The following is an 18,045-nucleotide window of genomic DNA, read 5'->3' on the forward strand; positions in this document are numbered from 1 at the left end:
GCATACCCCACTGGCACAATTCACGGCTTGCAATTTGCCGCACACTAGGGCCGTAAGGTGGGCTCATGCTGTCCACCTCGCCCAGTTCCTTTCTCGAGCTCTACAAATCCCTGGTCGCCTCCGGCGCGATCGAGGCCGATCCCGCCCAGGCCCGCGCCGTCGAGGCATTCGGCGCGCTGGATGAGCGGCTCGCGAGCTACAAGCCGCAGCGCAAGCAAGGCCTGTTCGGGCGGCTGTTCGGCGGCGACAAGGACGACAAGCCGCCGCGCGGGCTCTACGTGCATGGCGAGGTCGGCCGCGGCAAGACCATGCTGATGGATCTGTTCTTCCAGCAGAGCCCGGTCGAGCACAAGCGCCGCGCGCACTTCCACGAATTCATGGCCGAGGCGCATGAGCGCATCTACGGCTGCCGTCAGCAGATCGCGCGCGGCGAGATCTCGGACGGCGACGTGATCGCGCTCACCGCGCAGGCGATCTTCGACGAAGCCTGGCTGCTCTGCTTCGACGAATTTCACGTCACCGACATCGCCGATGCGATGATCCTCGGCCGGCTGTTCGCAAAGCTGTTCGAACTCGGCACCGTCGTGGTCGCGACCTCGAACGTTGCGCCTGACGATCTCTACAAGGGCGGGCTCAATCGCGCGCTGTTCCTGCCGTTTATCGCGCAGATCTCCGACCACATGGATGTGCTGCGGCTCGATGCGCGCACCGACTTCCGGCTGGAGAAACTCGTCGGCGTCAAGATGTGGCTGGTGCCCGCAGATGACGCGGCCGATGCCGCGCTCAACGCGGCCTGGCGCAAGATGACCGGCAATGCGCCGTGCAAGGCGCGCCTCATTCCGATCAAGGGACGCATCCTGAACGTGCCCTGCTCGGCGCACGGCGTCGCGCGCTTCAGCTTCATGGACATCTGCGAGAAGCCGCTGGCCGCGTCCGACTATCTCAGGCTCGCGCACGACTACCATACGATCCTGATCGACCACATTCCGGTGATGGACTACGCCGAGCGCAATGCCGCCAAGCGTTTCATTTCGCTGATCGACACGCTCTATGACAATGCCGTGAAGCTGATGGCCTCGGCCGAGGCCGATCCGGTGTCGCTGTACCTTGCGACCGAAGGCGTCGAGGCGATGGAGTTCAAGCGCACGTCCTCGCGCCTGATCGAAATGAGCTCGGAATCCTACCTGGCGCTGCCGCACGGCCGGAAGGACTCCTCCGCGAGCGGCGCGTCGACCGGCCTGGTCGAGACCTAAGCTGTCATTCCGGGGTGGTGCGCAGCACCGAACCCGGAATCTCGCGCCCCAATCTCCGGATTCCGGGTTCGCGCTTCGCGCGCCCCGGAACGACGATGCCGTGGCATGCCTGATCGAATTCCAGGCAGGGCCCGCAATCGGGCAGGCCGCGACTTGAATGGATCATTCGAAAGGGATAACCACCCTTGCAACCGACTTCCCTCCCTCCCGTACACAGTTCAAAGGACTGATTTCCCATGGCACGCGACAAGATTGCTCTGATTGGCTCCGGACAGATCGGCGGAACGCTGGCGCACCTCGTCGGCCTCAAGGAACTCGGAGACGTCGTGCTGTTCGATATTGCCGAGGGCGTGCCGCAGGGCAAAGCGCTCGACATCGCGCAGTCGTCGCCGGTCGACGGTTTCGATTCCAATCTGGTCGGCGCCAATTCCTATGAAGCGCTCGACGGCGCCAAGGTCTGCATCGTCACCGCCGGCGTGCCGCGCAAGCCCGGCATGAGCCGCGACGATCTCCTCTCCATCAACCTCAAGGTCATGGAGCAGGTCGGCGCCGGCATCAAGAAGTACGCGCCCGACGCCTTCGTCATCTGCATCACCAACCCGCTCGACGCCATGGTGTGGGCGCTGCAGAAGGCCTCGGGCCTGCCGCACAAGAAGGTGGTCGGCATGGCCGGCGTGCTCGACTCCGCGCGTTTCCGCTATTTCCTGGCCGACGAATTCCACGTCTCGGTCGAGGACGTCACCGCCTTCGTGCTCGGCGGCCATGGCGACACCATGGTGCCGCTGACGCGCTACTCGACCGTCGCCGGCATTCCGCTGCCGGACCTCGTCAAGATGGGCTGGACCTCGCAGGCGCGCATCGATGAGATCGTCGATCGCACCCGCAACGGCGGCGCCGAGATCGTCAACCTGCTCAAGACCGGCTCCGCCTTCTACGCGCCGGCTGCGTCCGCGATCGCGATGGCCGAGAGCTACCTGAAGGACAAGAAGCGCGTGCTGCCCTGCGCCGCCTATCTCAACGGCGAGTACGGCGTGAAGGACATGTATGTCGGCGTGCCGGTCGTGGTCGGCGCCAAGGGTGTCGAGCGCATCGTCGAGATCGAACTGGCGGGCAAGGACCGCGAGGCTTTCGACAAGTCGGTCGGTGCGGTGCAGGGCCTGGTCGACGCCTGCAAGAAGATCGCGCCCGATCTGCTCGGCAAGTAATCTCGATTGGCAATGACCCGATAGGCGGTTTCAATCGCCTGTCGGGTGCAAGGCGATGAAATTCCGGCGGATTTTTTAGTTGCGCGAGCTTTGGTATATGGTATGCCAGTCTCAAGGCTGACGTAAAAGGTCGCCGCACGAGGGTTTGGGAGCGTCTTTCCATGAATATCCATGAATACCAGGCCAAGGCTTTGCTGCATGAATTCGGCGTGCCGATCTCGCGCGGCGTGCCGGTGCTGAAGCCGGAAGAGGCCGACGCGGCGGCCAAGCAGCTGCCCGGCCCGATCTGGGTGGTGAAGAGCCAGATCCATGCCGGCGGCCGCGGCAAGGGCAAGTTCAAGGAAGCATCGGCCGGCGACAAGGGCGGCGTCCGCATCGCCAAGTCGGCCGCCGAGGTCGCCGAATTCGCCAAGCAGATGCTCGGCGCGACGCTGGTCACGGTGCAGACCGGTCCGCACGGCAAGCAGGTCAATCGCCTCTACATCGAGGAAGGCTCCGACATCGACAAGGAGTTCTACCTCTCGATCCTGGTCAATCGCGAGACCTCCGAAATTTCCTTCGTGGTGTCGACCGAAGGCGGCGTGAATATCGAAGAGGTCGCGCATTCGACCCCGGAAAAGATCGTCTCGTTCTCGGTCGATCCCGCGACCGGCATCATGCCGCATCACGGCCGCACCGTTGCCAAGGCGCTGCAGCTGACCGGCGATCTCGCCAAGCAGGCCGAGAAGCTGACCGGCCAGCTCTATGCCGCCTTCGCCGCCAAGGACATGGCGATGCTCGAGATCAATCCGCTCGTCGTCACCAAGCAGGGCCAGCTCCGCGTGCTCGACGCCAAGGTGTCGTTCGACAGCAACGCGCTCTATCGTCATCCGGACGTGGTCGCGCTGCGCGACGAGACCGAGGAAGACGCCAAGGAGATCGAGGCGTCGAAATACGACCTCAACTACGTCGCGCTCGACGGCACGATCGGCTGCATGGTCAACGGCGCCGGCCTCGCCATGGCGACCATGGACATTATCAAGCTGTACGGCATGGAGCCGGCGAACTTCCTCGACGTCGGCGGCGGCGCCAGCGTGGAGAAGGTCGCGGCCGCGTTCAAGATCATCACCGCCGATCCGAACGTGAAGGGCATCCTGGTCAACATCTTCGGCGGCATCATGAAGTGCGACGTGATCGCCGAGGGCGTGGTCGCCGCGGTGAAGCAGGTCGGCCTCAAGGTTCCGCTGGTGGTGCGCCTCGAAGGCACCAATGTCGAGCAGGGCAAGAAGATCATCCGCGAGAGCGGCCTCAACGTTCTGCCCGCCGACAACCTCGATGACGCTGCACAGAAGATCGTGAAAGCCGTCAAGGGAGGCTAACGATGGCCGATCATCTCGACGCTCCGACACCGCTGGACGAACACCGCAAGCTCGCGGCGTTTGCGGGCGAGTGGAGCGGCGAAGAGATGGTCTATCCGTCGCGCTGGACCGCGGGCGGTCCGGCCACCTCGCAGGTCGTTGCGCGCATCGCGCTCAACGGCTTCTACCTGATCCAGGACAGCGTGCAGACCCGCGACGGCAAGGAGAGCTTCGCCACCCACGGCGTGTTCACCTACGACCGCGACGATCGGGCCTACAAATTGTTCTGGCACGACTCGCTCGGCTACTACCCGCCATCACCGGCGTCCGGTGGCTGGGCGGGCAAGTCGCTGATCCTGGTGCGCGGCTCGCTGCGCGGCAATGCCCGTCACGTCTACGAGGTCGTCGACGACAACACCTACAACATGAAAATCCAGTTCTCGCCTGACGCGGAAGGGTGGGCCGACGTGCTCACCGGCGTGTACCGGCGTATTCACTGAGCATGATCCGGAAAAGTGGTCTCCGGTTTTCCGACAAGATCATGCTCAAACCATAGAGTCCCATCACCGATCGTCTCGCGAAAGCATCTCGAACCATGTCCATTCTGATCGACAAGAACACCAAGGTCATCTGCCAGGGCTTCACCGGCAAGAACGGCACGTTCCATTCGGAAGCGGCGATCGCTTACGGCACCAAGATGGTCGGCGGCGTGGCGCCGGGCAAAGGCGGCTCGACCCATCTCAACCTGCCGGTGTTCGACACCGTCGCCGAAGCGCGCGAGAAGACCGGCGCCGACGCCAGCGTGGTCTATGTCCCGCCGCCGGGCGCAGCCGACGCGATCTGCGAGGCGATCGATGCGGAAATCCCGCTGATCGTCTGCATCACCGAGGGCATCCCGGTGCTCGACATGGTGCGCGTGAAGCGCTCGCTGTCGGGCTCGAAGTCGCGGCTGATCGGGCCGAACTGCCCCGGCGTGATGACCGCCGGCGAATGCAAGATCGGCATCATGCCGGCCAACATCTTCAAGCCCGGCTCGGTCGGCATCGTCTCCCGCTCCGGCACCCTGACCTATGAGGCGGTGTTCCAGACCACCCAGGAGGGCCTCGGCCAGACCACCGCGGTCGGCATCGGTGGCGACCCGGTCAAGGGCACCGAGTTCATCGACATGCTGGAGATGTTCCTGGCCGACGAGAAGACCAAGTCGATCGTGATGATCGGCGAAATCGGCGGCTCCGCCGAGGAAGACGCCGCCCAGTTCCTCAAGGACGAGGCCAAGCGCGGCCGCAAGAAGCCGATGGTCGGCTTCATTGCCGGTGTCACCGCACCTCCCGGCCGCCGCATGGGCCATGCTGGCGCCATCATCTCGGGCGGCAAGGGCGACGCCGGTTCCAAGACCGCGGCGATGGAAGCCGCCGGCATCAGGGTGTCGCCGTCGCCGGCGCGCCTCGGGCATACGCTCGCGGAGATGCTGAAGTAACCGCCGTCCGGCGAGTTCCCTTCGAGGTTTGGCGTGATTTGGGGCGGGTTCTCCTTGGGGAACCCGCTTTTTTATTGCGTTTTGGTGCCGAAATGCCAATCAATAAAAAATGAAAATGTATTCATTTCTTAGTTCTTTTAGGCAGGAATATCTGTCCTAGATAGGGTAAAGGGTATCAATCCAGCCGGCGCACTTCCAGACCGGCACCAGCGCCGTCTTCTACGCGCGAACCGAAAAAAATCACCAGGACTGCCCATGTCTCGCCAAGACGCGAACGCCGCTTTTGCACTCTCATCATTCCTGCAGGGCACCAACGCCGCCTACATCGACGACCTCTACGCCCGCTACGAGCAGGACCCGTCGTCGGTCGACGCCGAATGGCAGGATTTCTTCAAAAGCCTGAAGGACGCTCCGGCCGACGTCCAGAAGAACGCCGAGGGCGCCTCGTGGGGCCGTGACAACTGGCCGGTGACGCCGCGCGACGAGCTGACCTCGGCGCTCGACGGCAACTGGGCCCAGGTCGAGAAGGCGGTCGGCACCAAGCTCGCGGCCAAGGCGCAGGCCAAGGGCGTCGAGCTGTCCGATGCCGATGTCCATCAGGCCACCCGCGATTCGGTTCGCGCGCTGATGCTGATCCGCGCCTACCGCATGCGGGGCCATTTCCACGCCAAGCTCGATCCGCTCGGCATCGAGGCGCCGCGCGACCGCGAGGAGCTCGATCCGCGCTCCTATGGCTTCACCGAGGCGGACTTCGATCGCAAGATATTCCTCGACCACGTGCTCGGGCTCGAATACGGCACGCTGCGCGAGATCGTGCAGATCTGCGAACGCACCTACTGCCAGACGCTCGGCGTCGAATTCATGCACATCTCGAACGCCGCGCAGAAGGCGTGGATCCAGGAGCGCATCGAGGGGCCGGACAAGGAGATCTCGTTCACGCCCGAGGGACGCCGCGCGATCCTCAACAAGCTGATCGAGGCGGACGGCTTCGAGAAGTTCTGCGACACCAAGTTCACCGGCACCAAGCGCTTCGGTCTCGACGGCGGTGAATCGCTGATCCCGGCGCTCGAGCAGATCATCAAGCGCGGCGGCAATCTCGGCGTGAAGGAGATCGTGGTCGGCATGCCGCATCGCGGCCGTCTCAACGTGCTGACCCAGGTGATGGGCAAGCCGCACCGTGCGCTGTTCCATGAGTTCAAGGGCGGTTCGGCCAACCCCGACTCGGTCGAAGGCTCGGGCGACGTCAAGTATCACCTCGGCGCCTCCTCGGACCGCGAGTTCGACGGCAACAACATCCATCTGTCGCTGACCGCAAACCCGTCGCATCTCGAGATCGTTGATCCGGTCGTGATGGGCAAGGTGCGCGCCAAGCAGGACCAGCACGGCGATCCGCCGGATATGCGCATCTCCGTGCTGCCGCTGCTGATGCATGGCGATGCGGCATTCGCGGGCCAGGGCGTGGTGGCTGAATGCTTCAGCCTGTCCGACCTGAAGGGCTATCGCACCGGCGGCTCGCTGCATTTCATCGTCAACAACCAGATCGGCTTCACCACCTATCCGCGCTATTCGCGCTCGTCGCCCTATCCGTCCGACGTGGCGAAGATGATCGATGCGCCGATCTTCCACGTGAATGGCGACGATCCGGAGGCCGTGGTGTTCGCGGCCAAGGTCGCGATCGAGTTCCGGCAGAAATTCCACAAGCCGGTCGTCATCGACATGTTCTGCTACCGGCGCCACGGCCACAACGAGGGCGACGAGCCGGCCTTCACCCAGCCGGTGATGTACAAGAAGATCGCTTCTCACCCGTCAACGCTGGAGATCTACGCCAAGCGGCTGGTCGCTGACGGCGTGTTGACCGAGGGCGAGGTCGAGAAGGCCAAGGCCGACTGGCGCGCGCGGCTCGACGCCGAGCTCGAAGCCGGCGCCGGCTACAAGCCGAACAAGGCCGACTGGCTCGACGGCAAGTGGGCAGGCTTCAAGATTGCTGACCAGGAAGAAGACGCCCGCCGCGGCGTCACCGGCGTCGATGTCGCCGTTCTCAAGGATATCGGCCGCAAGATCACCAAGGTGCCGGACGGCTTCCGCGTCCACCGCACCATCCAGCGTTTCCTCGACAATCGCGCCAAGGCGATCGATAGCGGTGTCGGGATCGACTGGGCCACCGGCGAGGCCCTGGCATTCTGCACGCTGCTGCAGGAAGGCCATCATGTGCGGCTGTCCGGCCAGGATTCCGAGCGCGGGACCTTCTCGCAGCGCCATTCAGTGCTGATCGACCAGGAGGACGAGAGCCGCTACACGCCGTTCAACCATCTCGGCGGCGAAGACACCGGCCACTACGAGGTCATCAACTCGCTGCTGTCGGAAGAGGCGGTGCTTGGCTTCGAATACGGCTACTCGCTGGCCGAGCCGAATGCGCTGGCGCTCTGGGAAGCGCAGTTCGGCGACTTCGCCAACGGCGCGCAGGTGGTGTTCGACCAGTTCATCTCCTCGGGCGAACGCAAGTGGTTGCGCATGTCGGGCCTCGTCTGCCTGCTGCCGCACGGCTACGAGGGACAGGGGCCGGAGCACTCCTCCGCGCGCCTCGAGCGTTACCTGCAGATGTGCGCCGAAGACAACATGCAGGTGGTCAATCCGACCACGCCGGCGAACTACTTCCACGTGCTGCGGCGCCAGCTGCATCGCGAGATCCGCAAGCCGCTGATCCTGATGACGCCGAAGTCGCTGCTGCGCCACAAGCGCGCCGTGTCGCAGCTCGAGGAGCTCGGCAAGAACGCCACGTTCCATCGCATCCTGTACGATGACGCGCAGATGCTGCCGGACGAGAAGATCAAGCTGGTGCCGGACGACAAGATCCGCCGCGTCGTGCTGTGCTCCGGCAAGGTCTACTACGATCTCTACGAGGAGCGTGAGAAGCGCGACATCGACGACATCTATCTGATGCGCGTCGAGCAGCTCTATCCGGTGCCGCTGAAGGCGCTGGTGCAGGAGCTCGGCCGCTTCAAGAACGCCGAGGTGGTCTGGTGCCAGGAAGAGCCGCGCAATATGGGCTCCTGGCACTTCATCGAGCCCTATCTGGAATGGGTGCTCAACCAGATCCACGCACCCAACAGGCGTCCGCGCTATGCCGGCCGTCCGGCATCGGCGGCAACGGCGACCGGCCTAATGTCGAAACATCTGGCGCAGCTCAAGGCGCTGCTCGACGACGCACTGAACTAACGACTTTCATTGAAGCCATGCCCCGCGAATGCGGGGCATCCGGTATCCCGCGTCATCCAGCAGAAGTGCTGTCGTCACGGAGTACCGGATCGCTCGCTTTGCGGGCGGTGGCGGACAAGTTTCACGACCGCAAATTTTGCGACCGCAGGGTTATCGAGGAAAAGACCATGACTGAAATTCGCGTTCCAACGCTCGGCGAATCCGTGACCGAGGCCACGATCGGCCGCTGGTTCAAGAAGGCCGGTGAAGCCGTCGCGGTGGACGAGCCGTTGGTGGAGCTGGAGACCGACAAGGTCACCATCGAGGTGCCCGCGCCGGTGGCCGGTACGCTCGGCGAGATCATCGCCAAGGACGGCGAGACGGTCGCCGTCGGCGCGCTGCTCGGACAGATCAATGACGGCGCCGCTCCGGCCGCCAAGCCGGCTGCTGCGGCTCCCGCCAAGGCCGCCGCACCGGCTGCCGCTGCTGCGCCGGCTGCTGCCGCTGCGCCGAAGGCGCCGCCGCCGGATGCGCCGCTGGCACCCTCGGTCCGCAAGCTGTCCGCTGAAAGCGGCATCGATGCGTCCGCCGTTCCGGGCTCGGGCAAGGACGGCCGCGTGACCAAGGGCGACATGCTGGCCGCGATCGAGAAGGCCGCCTCGGCGCCGACCCCGGTCAACCAGCCGGCCGCCGCCGTTCAGGTTCGTGCGCCGTCGCCGGCGGACGACGCCGCGCGCGAGGAGCGCGTGAAGATGACCCGGCTGCGCCAGACCATCGCGCGCCGCCTCAAGGACGTGCAGAACACCGCCGCGATGCTGACGACCTTCAACGAGGTCGACATGACCGAGGTGATGAAGCTGCGGGCCCTCTACAAGGACACGTTCGAGAAGAAACACGGCTCGAAGCTCGGCTTCATGGGCTTCTTCACTAAGGCGGTCGTGCAGGGGCTAAAGGACATTCCGGCGGTCAACGCCGAAATCGACGGCTCTGACCTGATCTACAAGAACTACTATCACATCGGCGTTGCGGTCGGCACCGACCGCGGCCTCGTGGTGCCTGTGGTGCGCGACTGCGACCACAAGTCGATCGCCGAGATCGAGAAGTCGATCGCCGACTACGGCCGCCGCGCCCGCGACGGCCAGCTCAAGATCGACGAGATGCAGGGCGGCACCTTCACCATCACCAATGGCGGCATCTACGGTTCGCTGATGTCGACGCCGATCCTGAATGCGCCGCAGTCCGGCATCCTCGGCATGCACAAGATCCAGGAGCGGCCGATGGTGGTCGGCGGCAAGATCGAGGTGCGCCCGATGATGTATCTGGCGCTGTCCTACGATCACCGTGTCATCGACGGCAAGGAAGCGGTTACCTTCCTGGTGCGTGTGAAGGAGAGCCTGGAGGATCCGGCCCGCCTGGTGCTGGACCTCTAAGGTCGTATCGCGCGCGGCGTCCGATCGGCTCGGGCGCCGCGATCTGTTGGTTGCTCACATTTGGGGATCAAAGTGACGGATAAGGTCGTTGTCATCACCGGCGGCAGCCGCGGCATCGGCCGCGCCACCGCGCTCGCTGCCGCCGCGCGCGGCTATCGCATCGTGGTCGGCTATGCATCCAACAAGACCGCGGCGGACGAGGTCGTCGCCGCGATCGAAGCCAGGAACGGCAAGGCGATCGCGGTGAAATGCGATGTCGGCAGCGAGCAGGACATCCTGGCGCTGTTCAAGGCGGCCGACGGCTTCGGCACGCTCGGCGCGCTCGTCAACAATGCCGGCATCGTCGGCAAGAGCGGCGTGCGTGTCGACGAGATGTCGGCCGAGCGTATCCAGCAGATGATGGCAGTGAATGTCACCGGCAGCATCCTGTGTGCGCGCGAGGCGGTGAAGCGCATGTCGACCAAGCACGGCGGCAAGGGCGGCGTCATCGTCAACCTGTCCTCGGTGGCGGCGAAGCTCGGCGCGCCCAACACCTATGTCGACTATGCCGCCTCCAAGGGCGCGATCGATTCCTTCACGATCGGCCTCGGCTACGAAGTCGCGAATGAGGGCATCCGCGTCGCCGGCATCCGGCCCGGACTGATCGACACCGACATCCACGCCGCCGGCGGCGAGCCCGATCGCGCCCACCGGCTTGCCCATATGGTGCCGATGAAGCGTGTCGGCACCGCCGATGAAATCGCCAACGCCATCGTCTGGCTGATCTCGGACGAGGCTTCCTATGTCACCAGCGCGATCCTCGACGTGTCGGGCGGTCGCTAGCACGCGATCAAGAGCGGGCGGCGGTCTGCCGTCACGATCGCGCCCGCGCAATTGTCACAGAGCTTAGCTACAGGATCTTCTATCATGGCTTCTTACGATCTCGTCGTCATCGGCACCGGCCCGGGCGGATATGTCTGCGCGATCCGCGCGGCGCAACTCGGCATGAAGGTCGCCGTCGTCGAGAAGGACGCGACGCTGGGCGGCACTTGCCTCAACGTCGGCTGCATGCCGTCGAAAGCGCTGCTGCACGCCTCCGAGATGTTCGAGGAAGCCGGGCACTCCTTTGCCAAGATGGGTGTCAGTGTCCCGGCGCCGAAGCTCGATCTGCCCGCGATGATGAACTTCAAGCAGCAGGGCATCGACGGCAACGTCAAGGGCGTCGAGTTCTTGATGAAGAAGAACAAGATCGACGTGCTCAAGGGCACCGGCAAGATCCTGGGCGCCGGCAAGGTCGAGGTCTCCGGCGACGGCAAGTCCGAGACCGTCGAGACCAGGAACATCGTGATCGCCACCGGCTCCGATATCGCCCGCCTGAAGGGCATCGACATCGACGAGAAGCGCATCGTGTCCTCGACTGGCGCGCTGTCGCTGGAGAAGGTGCCGGAGAAATTGCTGATCATCGGCGCGGGGGTGATCGGGCTCGAGCTTGGCTCGGTCTGGCGGCGTCTCGGTGCGGACGTCATGGTCGTGGAATTCCTCGACCGCATCCTGCCCGGCATGGACGGCGAGGTGGCAAAGCAATTTCAGCGCATGCTCGAGAAGCAGGGCTTCGTCTTCAAGCTCGGCGCCAAGGTCACCGCGGTCGATAGCTCCGGCAAGACGCTGCAGGCCAAGGTCGAGCCGGCCGCCGGCGGCGCTGCGGAAACCATCGAAGCCGACGTCGTGCTCGTCTGCATCGGCCGGGTGCCCTACACCGAGGGCCTCGGGCTGAAGGAAGCCGGCGTTGCGCTCGACGATCGCGGCCGCGTCGAGATCGACGCGCACTTCTCGACCAACGTGAAGGGCATCTACGCGATCGGCGACGTCGTGGCCGGGCCGATGCTCGCGCACAAGGCGGAAGACGAAGGCGTTGCCTGTGCGGAGATCATCGCGGGCCAGGCCGGCCACGTGAACTACGACGTCATTCCAGGTGTTGTGTATACCACGCCGGAAGTGTCGTCGGTCGGCAAGACCGAGGAAGATCTCAAGCAGGCCGGCGTCGCGTACACCGTCGGCAAATTCCCGTTCACGGCAAACGGCCGGTCCAAGGTCAATCAGACCACCGACGGCTTCGTGAAAATTCTCGCAGATGCGAAGACGGATCGGGTGCTTGGCGTCCACATTGTCGGCCGCGAAGCCGGCGAAATGATCCACGAAGCCTGCGTTCTGATGGAATTCGGCGGATCGGCCGAGGATCTGGCACGCACCTGCCACGCGCACCCGACCCGTTCGGAGGCGATCAAGGAAGCCGCGCTTGCGGTGGGCAAGCGCGCCATCCATATGTGATGATCGAAAGTCCGGCGTCAGCCGGGTTGAGATCATAGCGATGCTGCGCCGCCTGCTTCAGCCGTTCTGGGTCCTGCTTGCGATCATCTTCCTGGTCGAGGCCTGGCTATGGGACCATCTCGAGCCGATCGTGGCGCGAGCGGTGGCGTGGATTCCGCTCCGCGCGCTCAAGCAATGGCTTGCCGACCGGGTCGATTCGCTGTCGCCGGCGATGACCCTGATTGTCTTCGTCGTGCCGGTGATCCCGCTGTTTCCGCTCAAGCTGATCGGGCTCTGGCTGCTGGCGAACCAATACTGGTTCAGTGCGGTCTCGCTGATCCTGTTCGCCAAGTTCGTCGGCGTCGGCGTGACGGCCTTCCTGTTCGACGTGACGCGGCCGAAACTGCTGGAGATGCCCTGGTTCGAGGCGCTCTATAATTTCGTGATGGCGCTGCGGGCCAAGGCCACGGCGCTGGTCGAGCCGATCAAGCGGCGCATTCGCGAGATGATCAGTGGCGACGGCGAGGGCTGGGCGGCGCGCACGCTGCGCGTGATCGCGCGCTTCCGCAAAAGCGTGCATCAGACCAGCAAGCCTCTTTGATCAAAACTTTCTATTCCGTCATCCTGAGGAGCGCGGAACGCGCGTCTCGAAGGATGCACGGCCCGGCCGGTGGCCGTCGATCCTTCGAGACGCGCGCAAGGGCGCGCTCCTCAGGATGACGGTTCGAAAGCGGCGCGCTGCGCCTCAATGCAGATGCAGCAAGTGCGGCTGGAACAGGCCGAGCGCCGTCATCACGATGCCGGCGAGCGTCACCAGGCCGGAGACCCAGGCCAGCGCGATGATGCCCGTGATGATGGTCGCCGATGCCAGCACGATGGCGATCTGGAAGGCGGCGGAGGCAAGCTCGAAATGATGATATTTCGCGGTGGCCTCGTCGCGCTCATGCTCGGCGTGCTTGGCGCGTTCGGAGAGCTGCTCCGAACCCTCGCCGGTTTCCGGCTCCGAGCGATAGCGCGCAGCGGTCTTCTGCCAATCGTCGATCTGCTTCTGCAGCGCGGCCCTGGCCGCCTCGTCGGTGGTGGTCGCGAGGTTCAGCTTGCCCTGTTCGGCCGCGGTCTGCACCGCGGTCCGGCGGATGCTCTTGGCCTGGAAGAAGGCCCACAGGTTGGAGGCCTCGACATTCTTGCTGATCGATTCGGTCTGGGCGCCCTTGCCGAGCGTTTCCGACAGCGCCAGGCACAGGGCGATCACGGCGATCAGGAGCGCGATCTTCTTGTTCTCGCCCGAAGCATGCTCGGCATGCTCCGCGTGCTCCATACTTTCATGTGCGCTCATGATTCCCCTCCGGATGCGACCGCGCCACGATTGCCGAATGCGGTGCACAAGGCAAGGGCCGAACGGTTTTGGGTAACCGTCTGAAGATGAACGGCGCATGACGGCGGGCCAAAGCCCGCGCTTTATTTTTTCAGAACCGAACGTTCAACCTCGGGGATGCGCGGAGCGATAGACTTCGAGCAGGCGCTCGCTGTCGATGCCGGTGTAAATCTGCGTGGTCGACAGCGATGCGTGGCCGAGCAATTCCTGGATCGCACGCAGATCGCCGCCACGGCTGAGCAGATGCGTGGCGAAGGAGTGCCGCAGCGCATGCGGCGTTGCGCTGTCGGGCAGGCCAAGCGCGCCGCGCAGCCGCTCCATGGTGAGCTGGATGATGCGTGGGCTCAAGGGGCCGCCGCGCGCGCCGACGAACATCGGCCCGGTCGGGCTGAGCTGATGCGGGCAGATCGCGGCATAGTCCGCGATCAATTGCAGCACGTTTTGCAGCACCGGCACCATGCGGGTCTTGTTGCCCTTGCCGGTCACCACGAGCACGTCGCCTTCGCCGGGCTTCGGCACGTCGCGGCGCTTCAGCCCCAGCGCTTCGGAGATGCGCAGGCCCGAACCATAGAGCAGCGCCATGACGGCGGCGTCGCGCACCAGGATCCAGGTCTCGCGGGTTTCGTCCGCGCGCTCGTCGGCGTCGGCAAAGCGTTTCGCTGCTTCCATGTGAATCGGCTTCGGCAGGCTCTTCGCCACCTTGGGCGCGCGGATCGCCGAGAGCGCGCCGACCTTGCCCTTGCCCTCGCGTTCCAGGAAACGGCCGAACGAGCGCAGGCCCGCCAGCGCCCGCATCAGCGATCGTCCGCCGATCTCCACGGTCCGGCGCATCGCCATGAAGGCGCGCACGTCGCTCGCCTCGAGCGCGGAAAATGCCTTGAGCGTCACCCGCGCGCCCCAGTGCCCGGCCAGGAAGGCGAGGCATTGGCGCACGTCCCGGGCATAGGCCTCGAGCGTCTTCGGCGACAGCCGCCGCTCCGCGCGCAGATGCGACAGCCAGCGCGTCATCTCCTGCGTGACCGATGCGTCGGCGCAGTCGGGCTCGAGCGGTGGGATGGGCTGATCGGTCCGGGCCATGTCCGTGTCTTAAGTCCGTGTCTTAAGGGCTATTGGCGCTGCCAATCTCCTGATTATATCGCACTGCCTTCGTTTACCGTTCGCTAAGAGCGCGAAGCGGTGGGAGAGCGTTTTCGAGCGAAGTGGACGCCGGTTCGCGTGAAGAAAACGCGTCAAAACAAGAAGCTGGAGATTTGGTTCTGATTCGATCAGAAACCAAATCTCTAGCCCGCTCGGGTTCAAGGTTTCTGATTCAATGGACCATACCACGCGCCCCGGCCCAGCCTCTGCATCGACGATACGTGTCGTCGACGTGCTGGTGCCTGTCGCGCTGAACCAGACCTATTCCTACCGCGTTCCGCGCGGCATGGAGCTTGCGCCGGGCGACGTGATCGGCGTTCCGCTCGGGCCGCGTGAGGTCGTCGCGGTGGTGTGGGCGGAAAATGCCAATCCGGATCCGCGGCTGCACAACCGGCTCAAGGACGTCAGCGAGAAGCTCGATGTTCCGCCGCTGAAACCGGAGCTGCGCCAGCTGGTCGACTGGGTCTCCAATTACACGCTGTCGGCACGCGGCATGGTGCTGCGGATGACGCTGCGGATGGGCGAAAATCTCGGGCCGGAGCGGATGCGGCTCGGCGTCCGGCTGGTCGGCGAGCCGCCGCGGCGCCTGACGCCGGCACGCCGGCGGGTGATCGAGGTGCTGTCGGACCGCTTGCTGCACGGCAAGTCGGAGGCGGCCCGGGAGGCCGGCGTCAGTTCCGGCGTGATCGACGGCCTGGTCGACGAAGGCACCCTGACGGTTGAGGCGATGCCGCCGCCGGCACCGCCGCCCGTTCCGGATCCCTCCTACGCGCAGCCGGATTTTTCGCGCGAGCAGCGCAGCGCCGTCGACGTGATGCGGACGCTGGCCGCGAGCGGCAGCTTTCACGTCGCGTTGCTCGACGGCGTCACCGGTTCCGGCAAGACCGAAGTCTATTTCGAGGCGATCGCCGAGAATATCCGCCGCGGCAAGCAGACGCTGATCCTGATGCCGGAGATCGCGCTGACCGGCCAGTTCCTTGACCGTTTCGCGCAGCGCTTCGGCGTGCGGCCGCTGGAGTGGCATTCGGAGCTGACGCCGCGCGCGCGCGCGCGCAACTGGGCCGCGATCTCCGAGGGCAAGGCGCCGGTCGTGGTCGGCGCCCGCTCGGCGCTGTTCCTGCCCTATGCCGATCTCGGTCTCATCATCGTCGATGAGGAGCACGACCAGGCCTACAAACAGGACGACGGCGCGCATTATCACGCGCGCGACATGGCGGTGGTCCGCGCCCATATCGCAAAGATTCCGATCGTGCTGGCGTCGGCGACGCCGTCGGTCGAGAGCGAGGTCAATGCGCGCAAGGGGCGCTACCAGCGCGTGGCGCTGCCGTCGCGGTTCGGCGGCCAGCACATGCCACATATCGAGGCGATCGACATGCGCCGCGCCCCGCCGCCGCGCGGCCGCTTCATTTCGCCGGTGCTGGCCGAGCAGATTCGCCATGCCATCGAGCGCCGCGAGCAGGCGCTGCTGTTCCTCAACCGCCGCGGCTACGCACCGCTGACGCTGTGCCGCGCCTGCGGCCACCGCTTCGCCTGCACCATCTGCGATGCATGGCTGGTCGATCACCGGTTCCGGCAGCGGCTGGTCTGTCATCATTGCGGCTTCTCGATGCCGCGCCCGAATATCTGCCCGCATTGCGCGGCCGAGGAATCGCTGGTCGCGGTCGGGCCCGGCGTCGAGCGCCTGCAGGAGGAGGCCGCCCACATCTTCCCCGAGGCACGGACGATGGTGCTGTCGAGCGATCTCATCACCTCGATCGAGACCATGCGTAGCGAGCTCAACGAGATCGCCGAGGGCCGCGTCGACATCATCATCGGCACCCAGCTGGTGGCGAAGGGCCACAACTTCCCGCGGCTCAATCTGGTCGGCGTCATCGACGCCGATCTCGGCTTGAGCAATGGCGATCCGCGCGCTGCCGAGCGGACGTTCCAGCTGCTGAACCAGGTGGTCGGCCGCGCCGGCCGCGAGCAGGGCCGCGGCGTCGGCTTTCTGCAGACCCACCAGCCGGAGCATCCGGTGATCAAGGCCCTGATCGCCAATGACCGCGAGGCGTTCTATGCCAGCGAGATCGAGATTCGCGAGCGCACCGGCTACCCGCCGTTCGGCCGGCTGGCGAGCCTGATCGTCTCCGCCGGCGACCGTCCGACCGCGGAAGGCTTCGCCCGCAAGCTCGCCGCGGTGGCGCCGCTCGATGAGCGGATCCAGGTGCTCGGCCCCGCCGAGGCGCCGCTCGCCGTCATCAAGGGCCGCTATCGCTTCCGCCTGCTGGTGAAGTCGCTGCGCAATGTCGACCTGTCGCAATATCTGCGCGAATGGCTGGAATCCGGTCCCAAGACCAAGGGCAATCTGAAGCTCGAGGTCGACGTCGATCCGCAGAGCTTTTTGTAAGCAGCTTCAATCTTGACTATCATTGCGAGGAGCGAAAGCGTCCATCGCTCCGCGCATGCGGGCCCATGGATTGCTTCGCGGAGCCTGTCATCCGGCGGCGCTTCGCGCCAACCGGGTGGCTCGCAATGACGGCGGCTGGTAGCACGTCCCGCAAAAGAAAAAGCCTGCCGTCATTTGCGACGGCAGGCCTTTTTGGCGCGAAGCAGGCCTCGCGGCCGTTACGCAACGCAACGCTTACTGAAGGCGCTTACGAGACGACCTCGGCGGTGACGCGGCCAACGCCGGCACCGGTCAGGCCGATGGCGCGGGCTGCGCCGGTGGAGAGGTCGAGCACGCGGCCGCGGATGAACGGGCCACGATCGTTGATGGTGACGACGACGCTGCGGCCGCCATGGGTGACGCGGAGCTTGGTGCCGAACGGCAGCGAGCGGTGGGCCGCGGTCATGGCGTTCTGGTTGAAGCGCTGGCCGGAAGCGGTGCGGCTGCCCGACTCATTGCCGTAGAAGGAGGCCATCCCCGAGAACGAGTGGCCGCCGGACGGCTGGATCGATGCATTGGCGTCGCGCCAGGACGAGCCTTCGGCGCGGGCGTGGTGATGATGGTGGCGATGATGGTGGTGCCGGGACTTCGCGGACGCCTCGGTCACGCTGCCCCCGACCAGAATAGTTGCGGCTACAAAAGCAAGCGCCGTACGCGAGCGGGTTACGGTGCCCGCCGCCTTCTTGATATTCAGCATTGATAAGACCCTCAGACAGTATTGCCGCTAACGCGGCAAGTGGAACCCCCGTCCCTTCGTTGACCAAGGCCGTTTGGTTTCCCAATGAGGCACGAATTGGGCAGTAAATCCGGATTATCTCGTGCTGAAATATCTTGTTACCGCCTTGGGGTAGTCGATCAAGGTTCCGTAATCTTGCTATTTAACCAATTTTTAACGACCAATATACTTGCCAATACTGATTATCGG

The 18,045-nt window shown here is 64.8% G+C and carries 14 protein-coding genes; 11 read left to right on the plus strand and 3 right to left on the minus strand.

Going from position 1 to position 18,045, the window contains the following annotated elements:
• Window positions 1–65 precede the first annotated feature (65 nt).
• From zapE to ACVW1B_RS36395, 10 genes are all read left to right on the plus strand, one after another.
• Window positions 66–1,253, plus strand: a complete 1,188-nt coding sequence (zapE, locus tag ACVW1B_RS36350) for a cell division protein ZapE (RefSeq protein WP_456822801.1) — start codon at window positions 66–68, stop codon at window positions 1,251–1,253.
• Between the two features lie 236 nt (window positions 1,254–1,489).
• A complete protein-coding gene (mdh, locus tag ACVW1B_RS36355; protein ID WP_028336306.1) occupies window positions 1,490–2,458 on the plus strand; it encodes a malate dehydrogenase in 969 nt (322 codons plus the stop codon).
• A gap of 161 nt (window positions 2,459–2,619) precedes the next feature.
• The gene (gene sucC, locus ACVW1B_RS36360; protein WP_253605461.1) at window positions 2,620–3,816 is read left to right on the plus strand and encodes an ADP-forming succinate--CoA ligase subunit beta; all 1,197 of its coding nucleotides are present in this window, start codon (window positions 2,620–2,622) and stop codon (window positions 3,814–3,816) included.
• A gap of 2 nt (window positions 3,817–3,818) precedes the next feature.
• Window positions 3,819–4,295, plus strand: coding sequence for a DUF1579 family protein (locus ACVW1B_RS36365; RefSeq protein WP_057020925.1), 477 nt, complete (start codon window positions 3,819–3,821; stop codon window positions 4,293–4,295).
• Between the two features lie 95 nt (window positions 4,296–4,390).
• Window positions 4,391–5,272 carry a succinate--CoA ligase subunit alpha gene (sucD, locus tag ACVW1B_RS36370; protein ID WP_028340814.1) on the plus strand — a complete coding sequence of 294 codons (882 nt, stop codon included), beginning with the start codon at window positions 4,391–4,393 and terminating at the stop codon, window positions 5,270–5,272.
• Window positions 5,273–5,527: 255 nt separating this feature from the next.
• Window positions 5,528–8,488, plus strand: coding sequence for a 2-oxoglutarate dehydrogenase E1 component (locus ACVW1B_RS36375; protein WP_225645265.1), 2,961 nt, complete (start codon window positions 5,528–5,530; stop codon window positions 8,486–8,488).
• A gap of 167 nt (window positions 8,489–8,655) precedes the next feature.
• Window positions 8,656–9,897 carry a 2-oxoglutarate dehydrogenase complex dihydrolipoyllysine-residue succinyltransferase gene (odhB, locus tag ACVW1B_RS36380; protein WP_253605459.1) on the plus strand — a complete coding sequence of 414 codons (1,242 nt, stop codon included), beginning with the start codon at window positions 8,656–8,658 and terminating at the stop codon, window positions 9,895–9,897.
• A gap of 72 nt (window positions 9,898–9,969) precedes the next feature.
• Window positions 9,970–10,719: an SDR family oxidoreductase gene (locus tag ACVW1B_RS36385; protein ID WP_028336311.1), complete on the plus strand. Its 750-nt coding sequence runs from the start codon at window positions 9,970–9,972 to the stop codon at window positions 10,717–10,719.
• A gap of 84 nt (window positions 10,720–10,803) precedes the next feature.
• Window positions 10,804–12,204: a dihydrolipoyl dehydrogenase gene (gene lpdA, locus ACVW1B_RS36390; protein WP_253605457.1), complete on the plus strand. Its 1,401-nt coding sequence runs from the start codon at window positions 10,804–10,806 to the stop codon at window positions 12,202–12,204.
• A 40-nt stretch (window positions 12,205–12,244) separates the two neighbouring features.
• Complete coding sequence (locus ACVW1B_RS36395) at window positions 12,245–12,784, plus strand: hypothetical protein (protein ID WP_225163860.1); 540 nt, start codon at window positions 12,245–12,247, stop codon at window positions 12,782–12,784.
• Window positions 12,785–12,928: 144 nt separating this feature from the next.
• Here the strand turns inward: ACVW1B_RS36395 and ACVW1B_RS36400 are convergent, their stop codons facing one another.
• Both ACVW1B_RS36400 and ACVW1B_RS36405 read right to left on the minus strand, forming a co-directional pair.
• Window positions 12,929–13,519, minus strand: coding sequence for a DUF4337 domain-containing protein (locus ACVW1B_RS36400; RefSeq protein WP_028336314.1), 591 nt, complete (start codon window positions 13,517–13,519; stop codon window positions 12,929–12,931).
• Window positions 13,520–13,663: 144 nt separating this feature from the next.
• Window positions 13,664–14,635, minus strand: a complete 972-nt coding sequence (locus ACVW1B_RS36405; protein ID WP_253605455.1) for a tyrosine recombinase XerC — start codon at window positions 14,633–14,635, stop codon at window positions 13,664–13,666.
• A gap of 235 nt (window positions 14,636–14,870) precedes the next feature.
• Here ACVW1B_RS36405 and ACVW1B_RS36410 point away from each other — a divergent pair, with 235 nt between their 5' ends.
• Window positions 14,871–17,081 (plus strand): primosomal protein N', encoded by a 2,211-nt coding sequence (locus tag ACVW1B_RS36410; protein ID WP_253605453.1) that lies wholly within the window; start codon window positions 14,871–14,873, stop codon window positions 17,079–17,081.
• A 247-nt stretch (window positions 17,082–17,328) separates the two neighbouring features.
• On the opposite strand, the gene ACVW1B_RS36415 is transcribed toward ACVW1B_RS36410, so the two are convergent.
• Entirely contained in the window at window positions 17,329–17,817 is a 489-nt protein-coding gene (locus tag ACVW1B_RS36415) for a septal ring lytic transglycosylase RlpA family protein (RefSeq protein WP_253605451.1), read from the minus strand.
• Window positions 17,818–18,045: the final 228 nt, after the last annotated feature.

The sequence above is a fragment of the Bradyrhizobium sp. USDA 4502 genome, from assembly GCF_054063355.1.